The organism is Methylomonas sp. PHL2-19 (genome assembly GCF_059331595.1).
Genome location: NZ_CP196839.1, coordinates 1,982,955 through 2,006,733, shown reverse-complemented (window position 1 = coordinate 2,006,733; position 23,779 = coordinate 1,982,955). Strand labels below are relative to the sequence as shown.

Annotated in this window: 24 protein-coding genes; 17 read left to right on the top strand and 7 right to left on the bottom strand. The window is 52.3% G+C overall.

Going from position 1 to position 23,779, the window contains the following annotated elements:
* Window positions 1–39: 39 nt before the first annotated feature.
* Window positions 40–834, bottom strand: coding sequence for an inositol monophosphatase family protein (locus ACR02O_RS09520; RefSeq protein WP_033155453.1), 795 nt, complete (start codon window positions 832–834; stop codon window positions 40–42).
* A 90-nt stretch (window positions 835–924) separates the two neighbouring features.
* Between ACR02O_RS09520 and ACR02O_RS09515 the strand changes: the two genes are divergently transcribed.
* The 6 genes from ACR02O_RS09515 (at window position 925) to ACR02O_RS09490 (ending at window position 5,245) form a co-directional block, all read left to right on the top strand.
* Window positions 925–1,650 carry an RNA methyltransferase gene (locus tag ACR02O_RS09515; protein ID WP_494523265.1) on the top strand — a complete coding sequence of 242 codons (726 nt, stop codon included), beginning with the start codon at window positions 925–927 and terminating at the stop codon, window positions 1,648–1,650.
* 4 nt (window positions 1,651–1,654) lie between these two features.
* Window positions 1,655–2,407 (top strand): serine O-acetyltransferase, encoded by a 753-nt coding sequence (gene cysE / locus ACR02O_RS09510; RefSeq protein ID WP_494523264.1) that lies wholly within the window; start codon window positions 1,655–1,657, stop codon window positions 2,405–2,407.
* A gap of 62 nt (window positions 2,408–2,469) precedes the next feature.
* Window positions 2,470–3,204: a class I SAM-dependent methyltransferase gene (locus ACR02O_RS09505; protein WP_458137003.1), complete on the top strand. Its 735-nt coding sequence runs from the start codon at window positions 2,470–2,472 to the stop codon at window positions 3,202–3,204.
* A 113-nt stretch (window positions 3,205–3,317) separates the two neighbouring features.
* Window positions 3,318–3,803 (top strand): Fe-S cluster assembly transcriptional regulator IscR, encoded by a 486-nt coding sequence (gene iscR / locus ACR02O_RS09500; protein WP_033155456.1) that lies wholly within the window; start codon window positions 3,318–3,320, stop codon window positions 3,801–3,803.
* Window positions 3,803–4,906 (top strand): cysteine desulfurase family protein, encoded by a 1,104-nt coding sequence (locus tag ACR02O_RS09495; RefSeq protein WP_458137002.1) that lies wholly within the window; start codon window positions 3,803–3,805, stop codon window positions 4,904–4,906. The genes iscR and ACR02O_RS09495 overlap by 1 nt, the downstream gene beginning before the upstream one ends.
* Before the next feature lie 15 nt (window positions 4,907–4,921).
* Complete coding sequence (locus tag ACR02O_RS09490) at window positions 4,922–5,245, top strand: HesB/IscA family protein (protein ID WP_033155458.1); 324 nt, start codon at window positions 4,922–4,924, stop codon at window positions 5,243–5,245.
* 51 nt (window positions 5,246–5,296) lie between these two features.
* Here ACR02O_RS09490 and ACR02O_RS09485 read toward each other — a convergent pair whose 3' ends face one another.
* Complete coding sequence (locus tag ACR02O_RS09485; protein WP_101055015.1) at window positions 5,297–5,641, bottom strand: HvfA family oxazolone/thioamide-modified RiPP metallophore; 345 nt, start codon at window positions 5,639–5,641, stop codon at window positions 5,297–5,299.
* A 198-nt stretch (window positions 5,642–5,839) separates the two neighbouring features.
* On the opposite strand from ACR02O_RS09485, the gene def reads away from it, so the two are divergent.
* Genes def through ACR02O_RS09465 form a run of 4 tightly spaced genes read left to right on the top strand, consistent with a single transcriptional unit; the run spans window position 5,840 to window position 8,483 of the window.
* On the top strand, window positions 5,840–6,367 hold the full coding sequence (gene def / locus ACR02O_RS09480) for a peptide deformylase (RefSeq protein WP_458137001.1): 528 nt from the start codon (window positions 5,840–5,842) through the stop codon (window positions 6,365–6,367).
* Window positions 6,368–6,378: 11 nt separating this feature from the next.
* Window positions 6,379–7,293 carry a quinoprotein relay system zinc metallohydrolase 2 gene (locus ACR02O_RS09475; RefSeq protein ID WP_101055011.1) on the top strand — a complete coding sequence of 305 codons (915 nt, stop codon included), beginning with the start codon at window positions 6,379–6,381 and terminating at the stop codon, window positions 7,291–7,293.
* Between the two features lie 18 nt (window positions 7,294–7,311).
* Entirely contained in the window at window positions 7,312–8,145 is an 834-nt protein-coding gene (locus ACR02O_RS09470; RefSeq protein ID WP_458137000.1) for a quinoprotein dehydrogenase-associated SoxYZ-like carrier, read from the top strand.
* The gene (locus tag ACR02O_RS09465) at window positions 8,145–8,483 is read left to right on the top strand and encodes a DUF2845 domain-containing protein (protein WP_101055009.1); all 339 of its coding nucleotides are present in this window, start codon (window positions 8,145–8,147) and stop codon (window positions 8,481–8,483) included. The genes ACR02O_RS09470 and ACR02O_RS09465 overlap by 1 nt, the downstream gene beginning before the upstream one ends.
* A gap of 135 nt (window positions 8,484–8,618) precedes the next feature.
* Here ACR02O_RS09465 and ACR02O_RS09460 read toward each other — a convergent pair whose 3' ends face one another.
* The 5 genes from ACR02O_RS09460 to ACR02O_RS09440 form a co-directional block, all read right to left on the bottom strand.
* Window positions 8,619–9,521, bottom strand: a complete 903-nt coding sequence (locus ACR02O_RS09460; RefSeq protein ID WP_458136999.1) for an EAL domain-containing protein — start codon at window positions 9,519–9,521, stop codon at window positions 8,619–8,621.
* A gap of 28 nt (window positions 9,522–9,549) precedes the next feature.
* Window positions 9,550–10,548 carry a sulfate ABC transporter substrate-binding protein gene (locus ACR02O_RS09455; RefSeq protein ID WP_458136998.1) on the bottom strand — a complete coding sequence of 333 codons (999 nt, stop codon included), beginning with the start codon at window positions 10,546–10,548 and terminating at the stop codon, window positions 9,550–9,552.
* Window positions 10,549–10,843: 295 nt separating this feature from the next.
* The gene (locus tag ACR02O_RS09450) at window positions 10,844–11,572 is read right to left on the bottom strand and encodes a VPLPA-CTERM sorting domain-containing protein (protein WP_458136997.1); all 729 of its coding nucleotides are present in this window, start codon (window positions 11,570–11,572) and stop codon (window positions 10,844–10,846) included.
* A gap of 526 nt (window positions 11,573–12,098) precedes the next feature.
* Window positions 12,099–13,601 carry a hypothetical protein gene (locus tag ACR02O_RS09445; protein WP_458136996.1) on the bottom strand — a complete coding sequence of 501 codons (1,503 nt, stop codon included), beginning with the start codon at window positions 13,599–13,601 and terminating at the stop codon, window positions 12,099–12,101.
* A gap of 365 nt (window positions 13,602–13,966) precedes the next feature.
* Window positions 13,967–14,368 (bottom strand): hypothetical protein, encoded by a 402-nt coding sequence (locus tag ACR02O_RS09440; protein ID WP_026603983.1) that lies wholly within the window; start codon window positions 14,366–14,368, stop codon window positions 13,967–13,969.
* A gap of 443 nt (window positions 14,369–14,811) precedes the next feature.
* On the opposite strand from ACR02O_RS09440, the gene ACR02O_RS09435 reads away from it, so the two are divergent.
* The 7 genes from ACR02O_RS09435 (at window position 14,812) to ACR02O_RS09405 (ending at window position 23,756) form a co-directional block, all read left to right on the top strand.
* Window positions 14,812–15,198, top strand: coding sequence for a hypothetical protein (locus ACR02O_RS09435; protein WP_458136995.1), 387 nt, complete (start codon window positions 14,812–14,814; stop codon window positions 15,196–15,198).
* Window positions 15,199–15,633: 435 nt separating this feature from the next.
* Complete coding sequence (ftsH, locus tag ACR02O_RS09430) at window positions 15,634–17,529, top strand: ATP-dependent zinc metalloprotease FtsH (RefSeq protein WP_458136994.1); 1,896 nt, start codon at window positions 15,634–15,636, stop codon at window positions 17,527–17,529.
* Window positions 17,530–17,772: 243 nt separating this feature from the next.
* The gene (locus tag ACR02O_RS09425; protein ID WP_240348017.1) at window positions 17,773–19,287 is read left to right on the top strand and encodes a TolC family protein; all 1,515 of its coding nucleotides are present in this window, start codon (window positions 17,773–17,775) and stop codon (window positions 19,285–19,287) included.
* Window positions 19,288–19,406: 119 nt separating this feature from the next.
* A complete protein-coding gene (locus tag ACR02O_RS09420; protein ID WP_205450832.1) occupies window positions 19,407–19,877 on the top strand; it encodes a MarR family winged helix-turn-helix transcriptional regulator in 471 nt (156 codons plus the stop codon).
* The gene (locus ACR02O_RS09415; protein ID WP_240348019.1) at window positions 19,864–20,313 is read left to right on the top strand and encodes a YtcA family lipoprotein; all 450 of its coding nucleotides are present in this window, start codon (window positions 19,864–19,866) and stop codon (window positions 20,311–20,313) included. Before ACR02O_RS09420 ends, ACR02O_RS09415 begins: the two co-directional genes overlap by 14 nt.
* Before the next feature lie 15 nt (window positions 20,314–20,328).
* Window positions 20,329–21,486, top strand: coding sequence for an HlyD family secretion protein (locus ACR02O_RS09410; protein WP_494523263.1), 1,158 nt, complete (start codon window positions 20,329–20,331; stop codon window positions 21,484–21,486).
* Window positions 21,483–23,756 carry an FUSC family protein gene (locus ACR02O_RS09405; protein ID WP_494523262.1) on the top strand — a complete coding sequence of 758 codons (2,274 nt, stop codon included), beginning with the start codon at window positions 21,483–21,485 and terminating at the stop codon, window positions 23,754–23,756. Before ACR02O_RS09410 ends, ACR02O_RS09405 begins: the two co-directional genes overlap by 4 nt.
* Window positions 23,757–23,779: the final 23 nt, after the last annotated feature.

The window sequence follows — 23,779 nt, the reverse complement described above, 5'->3', positions numbered from 1 at the left end:
AAGACGATAACAATTTTAGGCTAAATGCCGAATTGCGCATTATTTTAAGCGCGCCGGCACATGCGGCTCGATGGCGTGGTACATCAATTGATGCATCTTAGGGTTGCCAACAATGATGTTGCCGGACTGTAAGTATTTGTCGTTAAAGGAAAAATCTGTGGCGACACCACCAGCTTCCTGCACCAGCAATACGCCGGCGGCAATATCCCATTCCTTCACGCCGATTTCCCAGTACGCATCCAGACGACCGCAGGCCACATAAGCCATGTCCAGTGCGGCGGCTCCGGCGCGGCGGATACCTGCTGAGTCGGCACAAACGGCTTTAAACATGCCCAAATAGGGTTCGATATTTTCCATGGTTTTAAATGGAAAACCCGTGCCAATCAGGGCGCCGCGCATACTGCTTTGTTTGGTGACCCGGATTTTACGATTGTTCAACATAGCGCCGCCGCCACGTTCGGCAGTGAAGAGTTCGTCGCGGCTAGGGTCGTAAATCACACCCAACTCTAGTTTATTTTTGTTTTTTAGCGCTATAGACACGGCATATTGTGGAAAGCCGTGTAAAAAATTAGTGGTGCCATCCAAAGGGTCAATTATCCAGGTGTAGTCGTTACCTTTGTGTTCGCCGCTTTCTTCGGCGAGAATGCCATGGTCGGGAAACGCGGCGCGAATGACTTTGATAATTTCCTGCTCGGCGGCCCGGTCAACCTCGGAGGCGTAGTCATTACGGCTTTTTTGATCGATAGTGAGTTTCTCGATATTTTGTGAAGAGCGTTGGATTAGGTCGCCGGCGTTCCGCGCTGCGCGGACGGCAATATTAAGCATCGGATGCATAGATCGAATTGAAAATGAGCAGTTAGAAAACTCGGATAGGATAGCAAATTTTGCTAGAATCGCTGCTTTTTTAGCCGCAGAGGCCGGGCATTGCTATCACATTTTAAAGTGGTTTTAGTGGAGACTTCCCATCCCGGCAACATCGGTGCGGTGGCTAGAGCCATGAAAAATATGCAGATGGACCAACTGCGCTTGGTGTCTCCAAAAAGCTTTCCGCATGCCGATGCCACGGCCAGAGCGTCCGGGGCCGACGATGTGCTTAGATCTGCAACTGTCTTCGGTTCTTTACAAGATGCTATTGCCGATTGCCAGGTAGTATTGGGCTCCAGCGCACGCGATAGAACCATCAGCTGGCCAAGCTTGACTGCCAGGCAAACTGCCGAAAAATGGGTAGTTACATCACCGGAGCAAAATATCGCCTTGGTGTTCGGCCGGGAAAACTCCGGTTTAAAAAACCATGAATTGGACTTATGCCACTATTTGTTGCGGATTCCGTGCAACACAGAATATAGCTCGCTGAACTTAGCGGCGGCAGTACAAGTTGTATGCTACGAGTTATTCGTCGCATCCGGCCAGGAAATGCTCAGCACGGTGGGCGATATTGGCGAAGAACCTCTGGCGACAGCCGAACAGATGGAAGCGTTTTATGTGCATCTCCATCAAACCATGGCGGATATTGGTTTTCTGCACCCGGAGCGCTCTAAATCTATCATGCGTCGTTTGCGGCGCATCTTTAATCGGACCCAACTCGATACCAAGGAGTTGGATATCCTGAGGGGCATACTGCGCTTCTCACAAAATCACAACGCCAAATAACCCCATGCTGGCCAGACTCAAAGAAGATATTAACTGCGTATTTGCCCGGGACCCGGCCGCGCAGTCGGCTTTTGAAGTGATAACCACCTACCCCGGCTTTCACGCCGTACTGATTCACCGTTGCAGCCACTGGTTATGGTTGCGTGGCTTTAGGTGGGCCGGTCGTTATGTATCGTTCTTGGGCCGGTGGCTAACCGGTATCGAAATTCATCCCGGCGCGCAAATCGGCCGGCGGTTCTTTATCGACCATGGCATGGGGGTGGTGATCGGTGAAACTGCCGTGATTGGGGACGATTGCACGCTATACCATGGCGTGACCTTGGGCGGCACCAGTTGGAACAAGGGTAAGCGCCACCCGACCCTGGGCAATGGCGTGGTAATAGGGGCTGGGGCCAAGGTGCTGGGACCGATTGAGGTCGGCGATGGCGCGAGAGTCGGTTCGAATTCGGTAGTAGTAAAATCGGTGCCCATGGGGGTGACGGTAGTTGGGATTCCCGCACATATCGTCGACCCAAAAGCCAAACAAGAAAAAGCCCGGCGCGATGCAATGGCACAGAAAATGGGTTTCGACGCATACGGCGCCACGGGTGATATGCCGGATCCTATCGCTAACGCTATCAATCTGATGCTTGACCATATCCATCAACTCGATAAACAAATAGCCGATATGCAACAGGTATTGAACGATGCCGGCATTAATTTCCATCGCCAAGCCATGTCGGCTTTGGATGATTGTGAAATTAAGGACAAACAATAACTTATAGATGGCTTGGGCATTTCTCTTGGGCAGTCTTCAGAAAGCAAAAAAAGGTCTGCAAAATGAATATCAGAGCGTTGAAAAACCTCCTCAAGCCACTGGCCAACACGCCTTTTCACCCGCAGTGGTTGTTTACGCAAGGCATAAATAAAACTGCCGAGCATTTAAAATCAATTGGTAACGACAAGACCGTACTAGACATAGGCTGCTTTAACAAATGGCCTCGTCAGTTATTACCAAAAAATTGCCACTACATAGGTCTGGACTATTTCGAGACAGCTACTGATTGGTATAGCTCGGTACCAGATGTTTTCGGTGATGCTTGTCATTTACCAATACAAACTTCGACAATCGATGTGGCACTGCTGTTAGACGTGTTGGAGCACTTACCCTCCGCCGAAGATGCTCTTTGTGAAATCAGTAGAGTGTTACGGCCTGGTGGCAGTTTGATAGTTCAAATACCGTTCTTGTATCCTTTACACGATGAACCCAGGGATTATTCGCGATTAACTCGCCATGGTTTTGCCGAACTTGCGGATAAACATGGTTTGGATATTGAGTGTTGTAATGCTCAAGGCCTGCCAATTGAAACAGCTGCGTTGCTGACGAATATCGCCATTACTAAAGTTGTATTCGGATGGATCGCTCAAAAAAAACCAGCCCTAATTTTTTCTATATTGGCACCCATCATCATTTTATTCATCAACTTGCTTGCTAAAGCAATTAGCAGCCTCGGCCAGCAAGATGACTTTATGCCCTACAGCTACCAACTCGTGGCAAAAAAACGATTTGGATAATGGTGTAACTCGCAAATTAGGATGTGAGAGGTTAGTCCACGGTAAATACTTGACCAAATTACTGGGTTTATTTATAGTCAGCATTATTTTCATTAGTTTGTAAGGGGTTTGAAATGCGGCTTACCACAAAAGGGCGTTACGCGGTCACCGCGATGCTGGATTTGGCTTTTCACAGTCAAGCCAACCCGGTTACTTTGACTGACATTGCGACTCGGCAGACCATCTCCTTGTCTTATCTTGAACAATTGTTTGCTCGTTTACGCAAGGCCGGCATGGTGAAAGGCGTTAGAGGGCCCGGCGGCGGTTACACACTTAGTCGTAGCGCCCGGGAAATTAATATTGCCGACATTATCGAAGCAGTCGACGAACCTGTCGATTCGACCAAATGCGGTGGCAAGGCCAATTGCCACAACGATGAGCCTTGCCTGACCCACGATTTGTGGATGGGCTTGAGCGAGCAAATTCGCGCTTACTTAAAAGAAATTAGTCTTGGACAATTACTGGAGCGCGATTTTGTCAGTGACGTGGCAAAAAGACAGAGCAAACAAGTCGAACATGTCATCGAAATGCAACCTCGGCAGGAAAAACGCATCGCGTAATGATCTATCTGGATCATAACGCCACCACCCGTTGTGACGAGCGAGTGGTGGAAGCCATGTTGCCTTATTTGCATGGCATGTACGGCAATCCGTCCAGTTTGTATAAGATTGGCCGCATAGCCCGTAGCGCCATCGACACCGCCAGGGAGCAAATATCGGGGCTGATAGATGCATCAGGAGCGCAGATTGTATTTACCAGTGGCGGGACTGAAGCAAATGCCTTGGCACTAGCCAACGCCCGTGACTGCGGACTAGCAATTTCTGCAATCGAACACCCCTCCATATTCGAAAACGCCGCATACTTCCGGCAGTGTTTTCGCGACTTGCAAACGCTTGAGGTGGATGGCGCTGGAAGAATGCCCTTACTCGCGCTGGACAAAGCAAATTGGCAAGCCGGCGACATGGCCTCGGTGATGTTAGCGAATAATGAAACCGGCGTTGTTCAAGACCTTGCAGCCATCGCCGAACGTTTGGCTGAGCGAGGTGTCAACCTGCATACCGACGCCGTCCAGGCCTTGGGTAAAATCTCATTTTCGTTCAAAAAGCTGGGCGTTAAATTGATGAGTTTATCCAGCCACAAAATATACGGTCCAAAAGGCTGCGGGGCGTTGGTCGTGGCAGAAGATTTTGTTCTAAAGCCTTGGCTACGCGGTGGCGATCAGCAGTATGGCTGGCGGGCCGGAACAGAAAATGTCGCGGCAATAGTGGGTTTTGGCAAAGCAGCCGAGTTGGCTAAGACAGAAATAGACGCAAGACAAGCTCGTACGCTGGCGCTGAGAATGCATTTGGAACAAGCTCTACGCACCATTCCGGGCTTGGTGATCTTTGCCGAACACGCCCCAAGATTACCGAATACCATGCAGTTTGGTATTTCCGGCATTAGCGGCGAAATGTTATTAATGCAGTTGGATCAGCGCAATATCGCGGTTTCCAGCGGCTCCGCCTGTTCAGCATCGTCCGGCGAAATCAGCCCGGTATTGACGGCTATGGGCGTGGAAGCCTCTTTGGCTAAATCGGCTATCCGCGTCAGTTTGGGTAAAGACAACCAAGAAACCGAAATCGATCAATTCGTCGATGTGTTAAAAACATTGATAGCAAATTAATTAGGAGAATGAGTAATGGCTATTACCGTGACCGAAAGTGCCGCCCGGCAAATCCAAAAACAGTTACAAAAGCGCGGCACAGGCTTAGGCTTGAGATTGGGCGTAAAAACTTCCGGATGCTCCGGCTATGCCTACGTGTTGGATTATGCCGATCAGGCCGAAGCCGATGAGGTGGTATTCGATCAACACGACGTAAAAGTGCTAGTAAAACAGGCTGATTTGGATAAATTGAGCGGCATTGAGCTGGATTATGCCAAGGAAGGTTTTAACGAGGCCTTTAAATTCAACAACCCCAATGTAAAAGGGACTTGCGGTTGCGGGGAGAGTTTTTCGGTTTAGCTTATAAAAACGCCGGCTTTGCAATCTCAATAAAGCCGGCGTCATCGGCACTTATTTCATATTAGCGCCGCAGTTTCCTTCCATTTTTTTGCCGTCAGCGGCTTTGTCGGCGGCTGGAGCAGCCGGTTTGTTACCAGCACACTTGCCTTCGGTAGCGGCTTTGCTATCAGTGCTTTTTTTCATCATGGACGCACCGCATTTGCCTTCGCCGCAAGAACCGTCCTTCATTTTATCGGCACCGGCTTCAGGTTTGGCTTCGGCAGTCAGCATATAGCCTGAGCTTAACTCAGACAACGCAAACGGATTGCTGTCAGCTTGAGCAAAATTGCCCGCCAGCGTTGGCAGCAGAGATGCGCCGATTGCAATGGCGAACGGGGTTTTGTTGATTTTCTTCATACTATCTCCTGTGGAAAAAACGAATTGTTCTAATAAGCGGTTTGCAACCGGAGCCCTGCATTTCCGGCAACTGGCCTGTTGTTAATATCACAAAAAAGCCTTGTAAAGTAAAGGCAGGAAGATTACGCCAATCGGCAGTATACTCTCGCCCGAAACGACTTATTTCCGCAACCTGCCTATACGCTATCCGGCACAACCATGACTTCGAAAACACCGATTGCCCAACTGGGAGCCGAGGTATTGCGGCAGCAGGCGCAGCCTGTTGACGACTTTGCCTGCCCGGAGTTCCATAAACTGATTGAAACCCTGCATGAGACTATGCTGGAGGCTAATGGTGTCGGCATAGCCGCCCCGCAGTTGGGTGCTTCCCGGCAAATTTTGATCATCGCTTCCCGGCCGACAGCCCGTTATCCCCATGCTCCGGAAATGCCGCCGATTCTGATGGTCAATCCAAGTTTTAAGATTGTCGATAACTCATTGCATAAAGACTGGGAAGGCTGTTTAAGCGTGCCGGGTATCCGGGCGCTAGTGCCGCGTTACCGGGCTATCGAAGTGCAATATCAAGATCGGCAAGGTGAAACCCACCGCTTGGCCTTGCAGGATTTTCCAGCCCGCGTCTTCCAACACGAGTTCGATCATCTATTGGGATTGGTCTATCTGGATAGGGTGGAAAATAACCAAGATATTATCGCCGAAACTGAGTTTTTCAAACGTATCGCCGCATAGGAGTCGATTGGATGAAGTTTGTGTTGTTATTAGTGGGTCTATTGACTAGTTACAGCAGTATGGCTCTGCCGCCGCTGTCTTTCAGCCAAGTGGCGCCGGGCATCTATCTGCATATCTCAGCACATCATTGGCCGGATCGAGATAATCACGGCGAGATTGCCAATATCGGCTTTATTGTTGGTGAGCGCTGCGTAGCGGTGATCGATAGCGGCGGCAGTCCACAGCAGGGTGCCGCGTTGCGAAATACCATCAAGCAAGTGACCACCAAACCGGTTTGCTATGTGATCAACACCCATGTGCATCCCGACCATATCTACGGCAATATCGCTTTCAAGGAACCGGGCGTCCAGTTTGTCGGCCATTATAAGCTGGCGCGAGCCATGGCCACGCGCGGCGACCATTATCTCGGTCGCGCAGCGGAATTGCTGGATATTCACGTCAATCACGACAACATTATTCCGCCCGATATAGAGGTGAATGACAGCATGACCCTGAACATCGGTAATCGTGAACTGCTGCTGACCGCCCATCCCAGTGCGCATACCGATAACGATTTAAGCGTCTACGACAAGACCACCGATACTATGTGGCTAGCGGATCTGTTGTTTTTAGAGCATATCCCGGTGATAGACGGCAGCATCAAAGGCTGGTTGTCTGAGATGGAGCGCTTGGAGAAAAATCACTACAAACTGGTCGTCCCCGGTCACGGTCTTTTAGTTAAAGATTGGCCGGCAAGTCTGCAGCCGCAAAAAGCCTATTTGAACAGTCTGGCTACCGAAGTAAGGGCTATGATCAAACAGGGCAAAACCCTCGAGCAGGCCGTGAATACCGTCGGCTTGCCTGCTAAAAAAAATTGGCAGCTATTTGAACAATTCCACCGCAAAAACGTGACTATCGCCTTTGCCGAGCTGGAATGGGAAGATTAAACAGAGGAGAGTAAAAGCATGCATAAACCTTACAACCTTATTTATCTGCTGGCTTTAATGATTTTGCCCGCGACCGCTGCTGCGGAAGGCGATGACATTACCTGGAACACGGTTTTGAAAAGCCAGTTTTTCGCCGGTAAAAATATCGACGAATCCAATGCGGTTATCGAATTGGATGCGCCTTATCGGGCGGAAGATCCGGCGATTGTACCGGTTAAAGTCACCAGCAAATTTGCACAAAGCAAAGACAAATACATCAAAAAAATCTGGCTGTTTGTCGATAAAAATCCGTTTCCATTTGTTGGTGAATTCGAGTTCTTTCCGGAGAGCGGTAAAGCCGATCTGGCTTTGCGAGTGCGCGTCAATACCTATAGCGACATTCGCGCGGTTGCCGAAACCAATGACGGCAAGTTCAGCATGACCAAAAAATTTGTCAAAGCCAGCGGCGGTTGCTCTGCGCCGATTGGTGCGGACCTGGATGAAGCCATGAAGCGGCTAGGCAAAGTTAAGTTTCGGCTTGACGACGGTATTCAAAGCGGCCAACCGGCTTTGACGCAATTGATGATCAGCCATCCCAACCTTACGGGCATGCAGATGGATCAAATGACCCGATTCATCCGAAAATCGCACTTTATCGATCAACTAAAAGTGACTTTTAACGACAAGCCCGTGCTTAACGCCAAAATCGATATTGCGATTAGCGCCGACCCTAATTTCCGCTTCTACTTTGTGCCGGATAAGGCCGGCGAGTTAAAAGCCGAATTTACCGATGTATCCTGTGAATCGCCCACCAGCCGAAACGTTTGCAATAAAGGCGGTAGCTACTCGCAAAGTTATACGGTAAGCCCTTAATGACCCGTTCGCCAATCAGAGGCATTTTGTTGGGATTGGGCATGCTGGTATTTGCCGGCGATGCGCTTGCGCTGCGCTGTGGACATAAACTGGTCCAGGTGGGTGATTATAAAGCCGAAGTCTTGGACAAATGCGGGGAACCGGATTCGGTCGAACAGCGCCGCGCAATCCGCGGCAGCCGCTTACGGCATCCCTACGGCGCGTTGGAGGTAGATCAATTTGAAGAGGTGCTGATCGAAGAATGGATTTACAACTTCGGGCCACGCAAGTTTCAGCAGTTGCTGGAGTTTGAAGATGGGGAGTTGAAAAAAATCAGCAATTTGAGTTACGGATACTAAATCGCAAGGTTTTCAGCCCTGACCCAACCTCAAAAAAGCCCCCGCCGAGAAGGCGGGGTTAGCAGGATTGCCACAGGAGAGCACATCTCACCGAGTTTTCGGTAAACCATCAAACTATCTTGCAGTCGCTACACACTACATACCGTGCTGAGCCGGGACGCTGAAACTGCCGAAATGCATCGGCGCACCGGGCATTAACAGATTCTCTTGCGCCGCCAGCCTGGGTTTTTGCCAATACCCAGCCGCAGCAGGCCGGCCCAGGAAATAACCTTGCAGCAATTTACCGCCGGCATCCAAGGCAATATCCAGTTGCACCTCGTTTTCAATGCCTTCGATAATCGCTTGCGCGCCCAGAGCCTGGATGATTTCGATTAATTTCGGCAACACCCGGCGGATCTTGGCATCGGTTTGCGCCTGATGGATGATGCTTAAATCCAATTTCACAAAGCTGGGCGATAAGCGCCACAAGCGGTCCAGATTGGAATGCCGGCTGCCGAAGTTATCGATAGCCACCTGGAAGCCGCGGTCGCGGTAATTGTCCACCGCTTCCAGCAACTGTTGATCGGCTTCCACCGCGTTTTCCATGATCTCCAGCACCACCCTGGTGGTCGGCACCGAATGCAGATGCAAAATGTGCTCGAACACCTTGCCGTGCGTATTCACGCTAACCAGCAATTTGGGGTGCACGTTTAAAAACAACAAGCCTTTGTCCGCCGGCAGATTCAGATAATTCAGCATGTGCAGGGTTCTAGCCACCCTATCCAGCTTCACCAATTTGCCCTGGTTGTCCGCCCAACTGAACGCAAAATCCGGACCCACGGCTTCCAAGCCGGTGGAGGTGCGCAGCAAGGCTTCGTAGCCAAGCAGTCCCTGGGATTTGCCGGCATCGAATATCGGTTGAAACTCGCTGCGCAATTTCAGGCCGATAAACCGGCTCAGTACTTCCTGTTGCTCGATTTCCAGTTTGAATTCGTCCAAATCCAGATACAAGGCCCGTTCCAAATCGTCACGGAGCAATTCGATGGTATTTTCCACCATGGCTACACCCTCCTCTGCCTAAACCTTCTTAGCGCCCGTAAATTTTGTCAAACACGCCGTTATCGTCGAAGTGTTCTTTTTGAATCAAACCCCAGCCACCCAATTGGCCTACGCTGACTAGTTCCAAGGTCGGGAATTGTTTGGCGTATTTAGCTGCGATGTCTTTGTCGGTGGGCCGGTAGAAATTTTTGGCGATAATCTCTTGGGCTTCTTTGGTGTAGAGATATTTCAGGTATTCGATCGCCAGATCCTGGTTACCATTCTTTTTCGCCACTGCTTCGATCACCGCGACCGGCGGTTCGGCCAGGATACTGAACGGCGGGGTGACGACTTCGAATTTATCGGCGCCGAATTCTTTGAGCACCAAATACGCTTCGTTTTCCCAGGTAATTAACACATCGCCGATTTCGCGTTCGGCAAAAGTAGTGGTGGAGCCGCGCGCACCAGAATCCAATACCGGTACGTTTTTAAACAGTTTCTCCACGAAAGCCTTGGCGGCGTCCTTGCTGCCGTTTTTCTTTTCCGCGAACGCCCAGGCCGCCAAGTAGTTGTAGCGGGCACCGCCGGAGGTTTTCGGGTTGGGGGTGACGACGGAGACGCCGTCTTTGATCAGATCGTCCCAATTTTTAATGGTTTTGGGATTGCCCTTGCGCACCAGGAACACGATAGTCGAGGTGTAAGGCAGGCTATTGTTGGGCAATTTGCTTTGCCAATCTTTAGGCAACAGATTGGCTTTCTCGTGGATTTGATCGATGTCGCCGGACAGGGCCAAGGTCACCACGTCGGCTTCCAGGCCGTCGATCACGGCGCGGGTTTGCTTGCCGCCGCCGCCGTGGGATTGCTGGACACTGACGTCTTCGCCGGTTTTGGTTTTCCAGTATTGGGTAAACAGTTGGTTATATTCTTTATACAACTCGCGGGTCGGGTCGTATGACACGTTCAGCAGGGTGCGTTCGGCCAGCGCATTGCCGCTGAGGGCCAGGGCGATGCCGAAGAGTAAGGGCTTGAAGGTATGGGTGAATCTCATGGGTGCTCCTGAAAAAAGTTATCGATCTGCTTGCGGCAAGCTGAATGTTGGTTGACCACGGGGCTTATGCTACGCAAAGCCGATAACCAACAAAAACGATATAATTAGAATTAAATATCTTATATTGAGATATAAAAATCCAAATACAGACCTAACCAACGCATGGCTAGGCTTGCCGTAAACAAAGGCTTTCAGGGAAATTTCGGAACATCAGCGAGTAAGGAGTTCGCTAGTTTTGGTGCGATACCAGACCGTAAAATAGCGGGAAGCCGAAGCTTCCCGCTGTTAACCAAGGTCAAACCGCAACTATCTTACGCCGCCCTACCGCCGCCAATCCGGCCAGCGCACTGCCGAATAACCAAACGGCGCCGGGAACCGGCACTTGCGAGACGGTGATGGTATTGCCAGCCAGAGAAAAATTCAGGGTATCGGAGCTCAAGGTGAGCCGATAGTCGCCATGATCGCGGGCGGGAAGCCCGGTCGGTAAGGTCAAGTTATCGTTAGTATTGATACCCGCGACGGCTTCACTGGTCGATAAGGTGTAATCGGCCACCAGATACAAATAATTGCCGGCCTGCAAGGTTACGTTAAATGCCGGATCGCGCAAGAAAAGCGAACCGTCCGCCGAACCGTCGGTGTTAGTCAAAATCGGCTGATTGCTGCTATCGGGGCAGTGATTGCCGTCGGAATCGTCGCAACGCGCCAACATATCGCCGGCATCCAGCAAGCCGTCATCGCGGTAGATATAAGTATCCGGATCCAGAAATGTAATTTCACCGTCGTTGTTCAGGTCTACTTCCTGGTAACCGGCGGTGGATGTTTGCTTTTGCGTAGCCTCATAAGCCAACACATCAACTTTGAATGTACCTCCACTCAGCATATTGATTTTCCAAGTGTCGTAAGTAGTACCGCCGCTTACTTTATAAATGGTGCCTGACACTTGCAGTGTATTTGCTTGGGCCTCGGCAAAGAGCGCACACCCCGCCAATCCGGCGACACCGATTGATTTTATTAGTTTATTCACGATTACAACCTTTATGTTGATTGAAGTTAAAGCGCGTAGGGATCTTGATTTTAGGAGCCTCTAAAAATTCGCCGTTCCCTCGTCTTTGAAAGCAGGTAGGCCGCGGCGTACTTAGTTTGCTAAGTCGCCTATAGAAACGAGTATGAATTATCGGAAGTCCTTCATCGTGTTAGCCGTTTCCACGCCTATGGCTAAGCACGGCGATCCCTATACAATATTCAGACCACAAAACATTTTTGTTTAAATACAGAAAGATACGTAGATGACCAGTATTAATGCGCGGTGAATTTTCCGTGAAATAACTTACGCACAAAGTTATTTGCCACAATTTATGCCCTTTGGGTATCTGCATAGGCATGACGGATTTTTTGGTTTAACTGAAGCCGCTTATTAACCCGGCCCTCAAATATCGTCGCTCCGGCCAACGCGGGAATAGCGGAACCCGGTATTTTAAGGGTCTACTGAATAAGCTGAAGAGAGGGTGCGCAGCCGCTGATGAAAACTGCTTGGGCAGAGGTTCCTTCAATCAGAAAACTTCGGTATTTCTCCGTTTCCCGCGCACCAGCCAGCCAAACCCGCCGAGTACGGAAAGAAACAGGGAAAACGCCCCCGGCAAAGGCACCGGTGCCGATTGCAGCGGGCTCATATACCAGGCCAACGCATAATCCCAACTGAACGGACTGGCTTCGCCGGATTTGACCCGCAATTCGTAGTCATGACCGGTGACCAATCTAAGCCACAGGTTCTCGCTGTTGTCGGCGCTGCTCGCCGAGAAAGCGGCGATGTTTTGCGCCGTGGCGTCGAATAACTCCAGATTCAGATCGTATAAAGTGGTTGTTAGATTCAGATCGTTCGATACCCCAAGGTTCCAAACCAAAGACGCCTGCAAATTCAAAGCCGTCGCGGCGGCGAATTTGTATGTCGCCAAACTATTACTAGCCAAGCCGCCGAACGCCGTATCGACATCAAATCCAGCCAAGCCGATGCCGTTTGCAGCACCGCCATCTTCCAGGCTATCTTGTTCGCCACCGGCGATGATTTGGTAACTATGCAAAATATTCAGTTGGCCGGCACCGAATCTATCGTCCAGGCCGTTCAGTGTTTGATGCCCGCTGCGGCGATAGTCGACGATGTTGTCCGTGGTTGCAGTATTCTGCGTCGCTCTGTCGGCACCCGCCAGCAACGCAGCTTTAACGGTTTCGGCGCGTTCAGCGTTGTAAACGGTTCCCACGCCCTCAATATTAATCGATCCCTGCGATAAATTAGCCCCACCCTTGTGGCCGGTCTCAACTAATAACGCGGCAGCAGCGGCTACTATGGGTGTGGCTCCGCTAGTGGTGGTTTGCGGCGCCACTAAATCGGGGCGCGTCCGCCCCGATATATATAACGAGTCGACCGCATCGGATCCTCTATCCTGCCTACCGTCCGTGCGCCCTACCGCAATTGCATTGTAAGTGCTGCCCAACAGCGGCGAGTCGCTGAGGCTATTGTGCATACCAACCACTTGGATGAATTGGTTGCGCTGCACCTGTCGATCAACCAAACGCAAAATCATCGCCGTTTCCGGAACGGTGTCGCCTTTGCCGACCCAGCTATGGTTGGCAATCCGACTGGCGTTGAAGGGAGCCAAGGCCGTTGGACTAATCAGACTATCGATCCAGGCGTTGGCATCATAACTGGCAATGTTGCCGATGCCGTTGGCAATGGAATCCTTACCGTAAAATCTGGCACCGACGCTGTCAGCATGTCCCGATGGTGCGGTACTGGCTTTTTTTCCCGGAAAACTGAACGTCTTACCGGCGAATTGGGTGTTACGAATATTCGGCGCATAGATGGGGTAATCCGAGTGATCCCGCGATTCGACTAATGACGCTTCGGCGTGAACCACATTGACACCAGCGCCGGTCGGCGTGTTTGCACCTAATTGCGTGAGCAAGGCTTGATAGCCGATGTCGGCTTTGTAATCAGCGGCGGCAGCGGATGTGAAAAACAACATCGGAAACAGATAAAACCCAGGCTTTTTAGTCATTGTTATCACCCTTTTAATCGCTTGAACTGCGGTCAACGCTATCCGGTCGTTCCGAAAATTACCGCGCAGCAAGCGGGATAAAACTGGCCGTCCGACTCGTGGCGATACCGGAATGAGGCGCCACACTGAGCGCATCTAACGTCCCAGCACTGGATATGCCGGTCAATCGCAACTATAGACCAGATACCAAGTCTTGCCGGATGCGCGTTGTTCGTTGATTTTGGTGATTACAGCATTCCGCAAGGGAAGGCTCTGAATGCCCGGTGTAGATTATTCCTAACCTTGGAAATTGCGGCGGCCGCATGAAGAATGGGACTCCCGCCTGCGCGGGAGCGACGATGTTTGACGGCCGAATTAATTAGCGATTAATGAATGCGAATCAGATAGCCGTCGGTTTTTTCACAACCGGGTTTGCTGTGGGCGGTAATACTCAAGCGCGCAAATCCACCTTCTATAGGTCTATCCACTTTGCCCTTTATCTCCAAGCGGCCGCTAGGTTGTTGGGTGATTTGCAGTTGCTTTGAGGTGAAATGGTATTTGGTTTCGCCGGCACTCACGTTAACCACCACCGATGTCGGTGTGGTGTTCGCGGAAGCCATCAACGAAAACTCGCTGAACGATTGCAAATATTTATTGGTTGCCGGCTGAAACTCCGAAAACACCGGTTTATCGCAGTGCTGAGAACTCTGGCTGCTGCCGTAGGCATGTGCCGCAGTGCCGCTCAAACTCAACAAAGTGGCGGCGGCAATTTTTAATAGCGTGATCATTATTTTCTCCGAGGCGTGGTTATAAGAATAGTTATGCCCTTAGCTTACCAATAAAACCGCACATTGCAGGTGTTCAATTCAATCAAGCAAACGCCAGCGCGCCCTTTACGGCTGGCACGCTTATGCATACTCAATTATAAACCCGGCCCTATTTCACACGGGTACACCGTTCGGACTGAGCGCTTCGAAGCCTTATGCCGCGCGTCCTTCGACACACTCAATCCGAACAATATTTAAGATCCGGGGCAATAAAAAGTGTGACGAAAAGCACACATATAGTTCTTATGAAAACAAATTAAGTTCTAATCAGAACCATAGTCTGATAGACTTTACCCACACTATCAATTGAAACGAAGCTCTCGAAACATAAGTTCGTTTTGATCCTGAAGTGCCGAGGCGCAAGCCGCTATCGATTTTTTTTCTGGTTTACCGAGGCTAACATCATGATGTCATGCAAAAAATTCATAACTTTCTCTATCGCAATCCCCCTTATCAGCGCGCTGAGTTTTCCGGTCTCCGCGGCGACTTTTAGCCACGAAGAAGTAAGAGCCGCTCTGGAAAGCACCATTTCCAAAGTCAAAGCGTCCATCTCCGCAGTAGAAAACGGGGCGGACAAGGAAACGGTAGCCGAACTGGTCAGCCATGCCAAGCAACAGCAAAAAGACATCGAGAACAACGATCTCGAAGTCAAACGCCAGCATGCCGGTAAACGCCTGAATACCGCATGGAAAGCAGCCCGCGGCGGCGATTTGCAATTGGCCGGCGAATCCTTGAAAGACGCTTTAAGTCGCTACGAGGAAATGCACACTCTTTATATTTCCAGCCATTAAGCCGCGTAAAACCGCCGGTTGAGCCACGCCTCAAAGGGCCGAGCGGCGCACAAAATCGGGGCGTTTTGTGTACAAATTGGACACAGGCTAGAGCATTGTAGGGCTCAAGCTGTATGTAAAGACTGCCATTTACGACCCGCATTGCGGATAACGCCGGCGCATTTGATGCGCGTGCGTCGGCCTTGGACCTATGGACCAAGCGTTTTCTTACCTCCGAAAAGACAAACGTGACAGTTAACTTGTTCGCCAGCTGGCGAAGCGGTGATGCGGGTCTTTTTTATATCGAATTAATGGCGCAAAAGTTGCTGATTTTTTTATGTCGAACCAGGGTTCTATATTCTCGCCTGGTTCGATGCGGCAAACGTCCGTGCTCCAACCCAAGTCTTGCCGAAGCGTATCACTTGAACCTTGCATCCTAAACAGGAGATCGCAATCATGAAAAAGCTCTTCATCGCTCTATCCATAACCGTTGGCATTGCTATCGTGATGTTCGCGGTATTCAATCCCAGGCTGTCTTCCTACAATTCGCAAAACGACATTTCCTATTCCGATTTCATTAAGGATGTGCGCAGCAAATCCGTTGCCGAAGTAGTGATCGACGGCAGATCCATCGACGGCCGCCGCCATAACGGCACCCGCTTTGCCACTTACAACCCTGGTGATGCGCGGATCATAGACGATCTTTTGGAATATGACGTCAAGATCAAAGTCGAGCGGCCTGAGACGCAATCCACCCTGACGCAACTGTTATTCTCTTGGGCCCCCACTTTGCTGCTGATCGGGGTATTGATCTATTTCATGCGTAAGCAGCAACAGGGTGCCGGCGCGCAAAACGGCTTTGGTAAAAGTCGGGCCAAATTGATGACTGAAGATCAAGTTAAGATACGATTCAATGATGTGGCCGGCGCCGAGGAAGCCAAACAGGACGTGGCTGAAATGGTCGATTTCCTGAAAGATCCGGGCAAATACGAAGCTTTGGGGGGCAAAATTCCGCGCGGCGTGTTGATGGTGGGCCCTCCCGGTACCGGTAAAACCCTACTGGCTCGAGCGATTGCCGGCGAGGCTGGCGTACCGTTCTTTTCCATCTCGGGTTCCGACTTCGTGGAAATGTTCGTCGGTGTCGGCGCCTCCCGGGTAAGAGATATGTTTGAGCAAGCTAAAAAGCGCGCGCCCTGCATTATCTTTATCGATGAAATCGACGCCGTCGGTCGCCAGCGCAGTAGCGGCGGTAATATCGGCGGCGGCGAAGAACGCGAACAAACTCTTAACCAGTTATTAGTGGAAATGGACGGCTTCAGCGGCAACGAAGGGATTATCGTCATCGCCGCGACCAACCGGGTCGATGTGCTGGACAAAGCTTTGCTGAGGCCGGGCCGTTTTGATCGCCAAGTGCAAATCGGCTTGCCCGACATCAAAGGCCGCGAACAAATTCTCAAAGTCCACGCCACCCGCGTTCCCTTGGCGGACGATGTGAATATCACCGACCTGGCGCGCGGCACACCGGGTTTTTCTGGCGCCGAACTGGCCAATCTGATTAACGAAGGCGCCTTGTTCGCTGCCCGTAACAACCAACGGGAAGTGACGATGCACAACCTGGACAGCGCCCGCGACAAAGCCATCATGGGTGCCGAGAAACGCACCATGATCATGAGTCGCGAGGATTTGCTGATGACGGCCTACCATGAAGCCGGCCACGCCATCGTCGGCCGTTTGATGCCTGAGCACGACCCGGTTTACAAAGTCAGTATCATGCCGCGCGGCGGCGCGCTGGGCATTACCATGTTTCTGCCGGAACACGACCAATACAGTGCCTGCAAAGATAAACTGGAGGGCCAAATTTCCAGCCTGTTCGGCGGTCGGATTGCCGAGGCCTTAATTTACGGCAAAAACAAAGTCACCACCGGCGCCTCAAACGACATTCAGCGTGCTACTCAATTGGCCCGGAATATGGTGACCAAGTGGGGCTTATCTGATCGCCTGGGTCCCATGGATTGCGGCGACAACGACAGCGGATTTATGGGTTCAACCAAACCGATGTCCGAGCAAATGGCCCGCCTGATCGATCATGAAATCAGACAAACCCTGGCGAATAACTACAGACGCGCCGAAGCCATCCTGAAAACGCATATGGATATTCTGCACAATATGGCGCAAGCCTTGCTGGATTGGGAGACGCTGGACAAATATCAGATCGACGAGCTGATGCAGGGCCGCAAGATCGCACCACCCAAGGCAGCCCAGCCGGCAAAACGGCACTGCGACAACGGCAAATCGCCCAGACCGACCACTGAAACGGTAGCTCCTATCGGCAAAATACCGGCTTTGTCGTGATCTCAAGACCTGACAGCCCCTTCGCACAGCAAATTTCGGCAGATCCTCTCTCTCCCCGCCGGCCGGGGTTGGGCGAGGGATCAAAAAACCGAAATTTGACGTGCGACGACTTTATAAAACTTAACTGCATCAATGAACTGTTTCTCGCCGGCCCCAAATAAATGATAGAGTCGGGTTTAAACAATACAGCAATGACCAGAGGATTTTTTCCAAATTAGAGTGATTCGACAACCCAATAAACGCTTGAAAAAATTCGTTTCCAATTCGGCACTATCGGCTTACTTAGCGCCAAGCTATCGCAGCGCGGCGACTGCAACATTGACAGTGTTGACAGCCTGCAGCGTGCCGACGCCGCTACCGCATGCAGAAAACACTCCGCCAGTCCCCGCCCAGTCGGCTGTGTCTTGGCGCGCTTATCAAGCCCAAAACCGGCCGCCAGCACCTGATACATCCAGTCCCAGCGCTGTGGACGCCGGAATCGATATCCAACAAACCTACGATTTACCGGCCTTGGTGGATTTGGCTTTACGCACCCATCCGGAAACCCGGATTAGCTGGGAGGAAGCAAAAGCCGCTGCCGCGCGCCTGGAAAGAAATCGCAGTACCTGGTATCCAACGCTAACGGCAATGGCATTCGGCCAACATTTTACCAGCAGCTTTCCCATCCCCGGCAGCGCGCTGGTCAGCAACGGTTACGCGGCGTTCGCCAGTTTGGATTTGGCATGGACCTTATTCGATTTCGGGCGCCGGGAGGCACTGGTCGATGCCGGTACGGAGCGTCTGACCGCGGCTAATTTTGCCTTCGACCGTAAACACCAGGAAATTGCCTATCGGGTGGCCAGCAGTTTTTTTGCCTATCAGGCCGCCTTGGCCAAGGTGACGGCGGCGCAGCAAACGTTCGAGTCGGCCAAGACCAACGCCGACTCGGTGCAAGCTAAACTCAAACAAGGCCTAGCCACCAAGCCCGACTTGTTGCTGGCCTTGCAAGAGCAGGCAAAATCCAGTTATGACTTGCAAGATGCGCGTGGCTCGGTGACTCAGGCACGCGCCGATTTGACCAATAATTTGGGTATTTCGCCGGCATATAGCCTGCATCTGGTTGACCTGAGCCAGCTGCCCTTACCCGCCGAACTGGCGCAATCGGTGGAAAAAATCGTCGATCAGGCCTTGGAACAACGACCCGATTTGCTGGCGCGCCTCGCCGAATTGCGCGCCCGCGAAGCGGAGGTTAAAAAAGCCAGAGCGGAATTCTGGCCGAAAATATCGCTACGCGGCATGGTCGGCAATCAATACTGGGGTGACGTGCAGACCAAACCGAGCGGCGGAGAGAATTATTCCGCCAACGCCATGGTCGATACGGCCATGTTGAATGTGGAATGGACATTGTTCGACGGTTTTGAACGCAGCAATGCGGTGCGGGAAGCCGAGGCCAAAAGGTCGGCATCCCAAGCCCAGTTGGAGGCCTTGCGTCTGGAAATCATGCGCGACATCTGGAAAGCTTACGCCGACACCAAAACCGCGCTGGAAAAACGCGAGTTTGCCTTGGCGCTGTTGAAAGCCGCCGAAGAGTCCTACGCCGCCACCCAGGAATCCTATACACACGGCTTTTCGACGGTAATCGAACTGTTATCGGCGCAAAAAGATCTGGCGCGGGCCCGCTTTACCGAAATCGACAGTCGTGCGGGCTTATTGCGGTCCGCCGCGACACTGGTTTATGTGTCAGGCAAGCAAAACCAGGACGTGTCAAATGAGCCTTAAACGGCCGTCTTTCATGACCACACAGCCAGTAACCCCAAACCCATGCGCCGGGATGGTCTTGAGCATGAATGAGCTTACGGTTATCATCGAATCCTAATTAGAACAATTATTTTCACATTATGTCCTCCGACTCTACCTTTCCAACCGTTTTGCGCCAGTTACTCCGCACCCACCAGGCCTTTTTGTCTTATGCGGCCCGCCACGTTCACCGGCTCGAATTAACCTTGCCGCAATACGATGTCATCATCACGCTAGGCAAAACCGCCGGCATGCAGCCCAAGAAACTTGGCGAAGAAACCTTGATTACCAAAGGCACGCTCACCGGCGTAGTCAGCCGTTTGGAGGACAAGGGCCTAGTGGAAAGGTTGGCCTCAAAAAAAGACGGCCGCAGCCAGATCATCCGCCTGACCGATGCGGGCCGCGCCGTATACGAACAAACTTTTCCCGAGCATTTGGCCCATATCGGCCGCCTATTCGACGATTATGCGCCCGAGGACATCGAAAGACTGGAGGCGGATTTACAGCGGCTGCATGAAGCGGTCATCGCCGCTCGCGGCAATCATATCGAACAAGTCGATGATGAATTCTAACGAGTACCGAAATCTTTATACGTTTGAAGTGAAGCGCACAATGATCTCCGGGCCATTACTTAAGTGGGCCTCTAAAAATAAAAACACCTCCTTCTCCTCACGTAAGAAGGTTGGGATGAGGGAATTAAAATCAATTACTTACCCCCCTAGCCCTCTCCCTAAGGGCGAGGGAATGTTTAGAGGTTCCCTTAAAACGTTTTTCCCGGCGAGTCTCCCGATTTTCCTGACCGCGTGCGATCCGCTGCTCAGCGTGCAAGGTTCGTTCTGGCCAGCCTGGATCATCTGCATCCTCGGCGGGCTGGCGGCCAGCATGCTGCTGATGTGGCAATTGGTACACTATCGCCTGGCACCGCATTTGGGGCCACCGCTGCTGATCGCCCCCAGCCTGTGGGCTTTGTGCACCTTTAGCATCTGGCTGGTGTTTTATGCAGCATGAAAACGGCGGTGCCTGATGGAAAACAGTCAAAACGATAGTCAAGGGTTAAGCCTGAAAAATCGGATGTTGCTGGGTCGCCTCATTGGCATAGCCATCGTGCTGGGTGCGGTGGCGACCGGCTCGCTGGTTTGGCATATCAACTATCAAAATCCGCGCACCAACGATGCGATGGTGCGGGCCAACATCGTCGGCATCGCGCCGGAAGTCAGCGGCCGCATCGTGGAACTGCATGTACAAGACAATCAGTACGTCAAACAAGGCGACTTGCTGTATGTGATTAACCCGCAGCCTTATCAGGCCAGATTGGACAAAGCCAAGGCCGAATTGCTGCTGGCGGAAAAAGACGTGGATTCCCGGCGCGCCTCCAGCGGTTCCGCGGAAATGGCTATCGAACGCCTGGAACACCAGCGCGCTGCCGCCAGTGCCGAAGTGAAAAAAATCGAGGCGGAAGACGAATATCTGCATAACTATCTGGAACGGCTGGAACCGTTGGCGGATAAGCAATACGTCACCGCCGACCAGCTCAAACAGGCGCGCTCGCGTTATGCGGCTTCGCGCGCCGAACTGGCGGATGCGAAAGCTAAAGAACTGTCGGCTCGCAGTGCCATCGAGGAAGCCAAGAGCGATAGCCGGCGAGCGGTATCGTTAGTCGCCCAGGTCGGCGACGTCAATGCCCGTATCGAAGCCGCCAGAGCCCTGGTCACCGCCGCCGAGCTCGATCTGGAATACTGTTACGTGCGAGCGCCTTTCAATGCCTACGTCACCAATTTGAATACCCGCGAAGGCGAATACGCCAAGGCCGGTACGCAAATGTTCGCTTTGGTCGATGACCGCCAGTGGTATGTGATCGCCGACTTCAAGGAAACTTATTTGCAGTCGATCAAACCCGGCCAGGAAGCCGAGGTGTTTCTGGTTGCTTATCCGGGCAAGCGCTTTCGCGGCGTGGTGACCGGGATCGGCTGGGCCAATTCGCCCGACAATATCAAACAGCATGGCGTGTTGCCGGAGATAGATCGCACGCTGAACTGGGTCATTCTGGCTTCGCGTTTTCCGGTAAGAATCGAGATTAAACAGCATGACCCCGCGCATCCGCTCCGTATGGGCATGACCGCGTTTGTGACGGTACGGAAAGCCACTGCCGACGCAACCGGTACAGCTCTGCCGCCGTCATGACCCGAGGCGACAGCCGGACTGGTTCAAGCACACAGTCAAAACCCAACCGGCTTTGGTTTGGCACCAGCCTGGGGCAATTCCTAACCGCCGAACTCAAAGATACACCGGCACGGCGCGTCGCCGCCCTGCGTTTATTCGTCGTCACCCTGACAATCGCACTCGTCAGCCAAACCTTGCATATCCCACCGCTGGGGGCAATTTCCATCTTGATTTGCCTAAGCTACGACGCTTACGCCAACGCCGGCCAATCCCTGGCATTTGGTATACGCCAGCTCGGTTACCTGATAGTCACGACCTTGGTATCGGTATTGACGCTGATGCTGGCCGGCAACGACCCTTGGTTATTGTTGCCGCTATCGTTCGTCATCTTGGCCTTGTCCCTGTTTCACGCCCGGCTGATCGCCTGGCCTACCGGCATTGCCCTGTGGTATTCGGTGGCGGTGCTGTACAGCCCCAGCACGCCCGATGAAAATATTTACCATGCCTTATGGAATATCCCCATTATTGGCGTACTGGCGCTGGGAACATGGACGGTAGTGCATTTGACCATCAAACCGCAAGATCCTCTGAAACTGTTACAAGCGGAGATCGCCATGCAATTGGCGGCGGTGGAATACATTTTCAGCGCCCGTCTGGCCGATGCCGGTGCGTATAGCCTCAGACCTGAAGCAGCCATGCACGCCGCTGCCGGCAGCCTCGGCAAACTGCTGGGTTTACTGGCCAACGCCGAATTGATCCATCCTACTTTACACGAACGCCACCAGACTTATCGGGCGCTGCTGCTGGAAATAGACGGTCTCCGGCAATTGGCGGATTGGCTTAATCAGGTGCTGGCTGCGGAATATCGAGTCCAGCCGCTGACGCCGGAAAAACTAAATGTTTATCAGGCCTTACAAAGCGCCTGCGCCAATTTGCGGCAAGGCGTGGCGAAATCACGCGATGTGTCCGCAGACGTCACGCGCTTGTTAAGCGAGGAGGTGTTGCAAAGTTATGCCCGGGAATCAAATCCGTCGCTGTTAACCGCTTTGTGGCGGGCCTTGCAACGCATTGCCGGTTTGACACAGGCTTTACATCAACCTATAGATGTTGCGGACAGTAAGGACATCGACCAGGAATCCGACGATAAGCCTGAACATGGCTGGCTGCCGGCCTGGTTGGGTTACGAGTTTTGGGCCAGCCATGCCGACAGCGTGCAATTTGGTATCAAATTCTCACTGGGCGCGATCCTGTGCATGCTGATCGTGGAAAGCCTGGACTGGCCCGACATCAACACCGCGATTCCCACCTGTCTGGTCGCGGCGCAAACCAGTCTCGGCGCCGACTACCGGCTCTCGCTGTTGCGGGTGACGGGCGCTGCTGTCGGCGGCATTTGCGCTTATTTTTACGTATTGGTCTTTCAATCTCAGCTCGATACCGTGGTCGGCTTTGCTTTCGCCACAGCGCCGTTCTGGGCCTTGGCGGCCTGGATTACCGCCGGCAGCGAACGCATCGCCTACCTGGGCCGGCAGCTGGGGTTTTCGTTTGCGTTGTTTGTGCTGCACGATTTCGGTCAAGTCACCGATCTGTATCTGCCGCGCGACCGGGTCATCGGCATTTTGCTCGGACTGATCGTGATGGGCGTTATCGATTACGCGCTATGGCCGCGGCGCTCGACAGTGCTGGCGCGCCATCACAGCATTGCGGCGTTACGCACCCTTGCCAATTTCACCAGCCGCCTACCCGATGTCAGCCAGCTTTTTACTTACACCTTACCCTTACGGCTATCGGCGGAAAAACAGCTGGCCGCCGCGCAAGACTTATTGGCGCACGCGGTATTGGAACCGGATGCGCGCTTAGCCGAAAAAGTGCATGAACGAGCGGCGCTGCGGACTATTGTCAGGGACGCCGGCCATTTATCCGGTTTGTTACAAGTCCGCAAACGCTACCGTTTACTCAGCGGCCAGCGCTTCAGTCATTTTCCCGACGAATTGCAACAACTCAGCCGGGCCTTCGATGCCGCGCTGACAACCGCCCTGGAATATGCCGCCAGCCTCCTGCAAGGCGAACCAGTCGGCAAACCCGTCGAGCTTGCCGAGCACCAAGCACGTCTAAAGCAAAGTTATACCGAACATCATGGTATCGACAATCTGGCAGACGATTTGGCGGTGGAATGGCAGCTACGCTTTATGCTGGACGAGCAAATTGTGGCGCTGATAGCTCGCATCGAAACAGCAGTGCTGGCCGCCAACTCATATACGCAAAAGTCCGCGCCGTACCTTGATTTTCAATAAGACTACCCTACGAATCCACTATA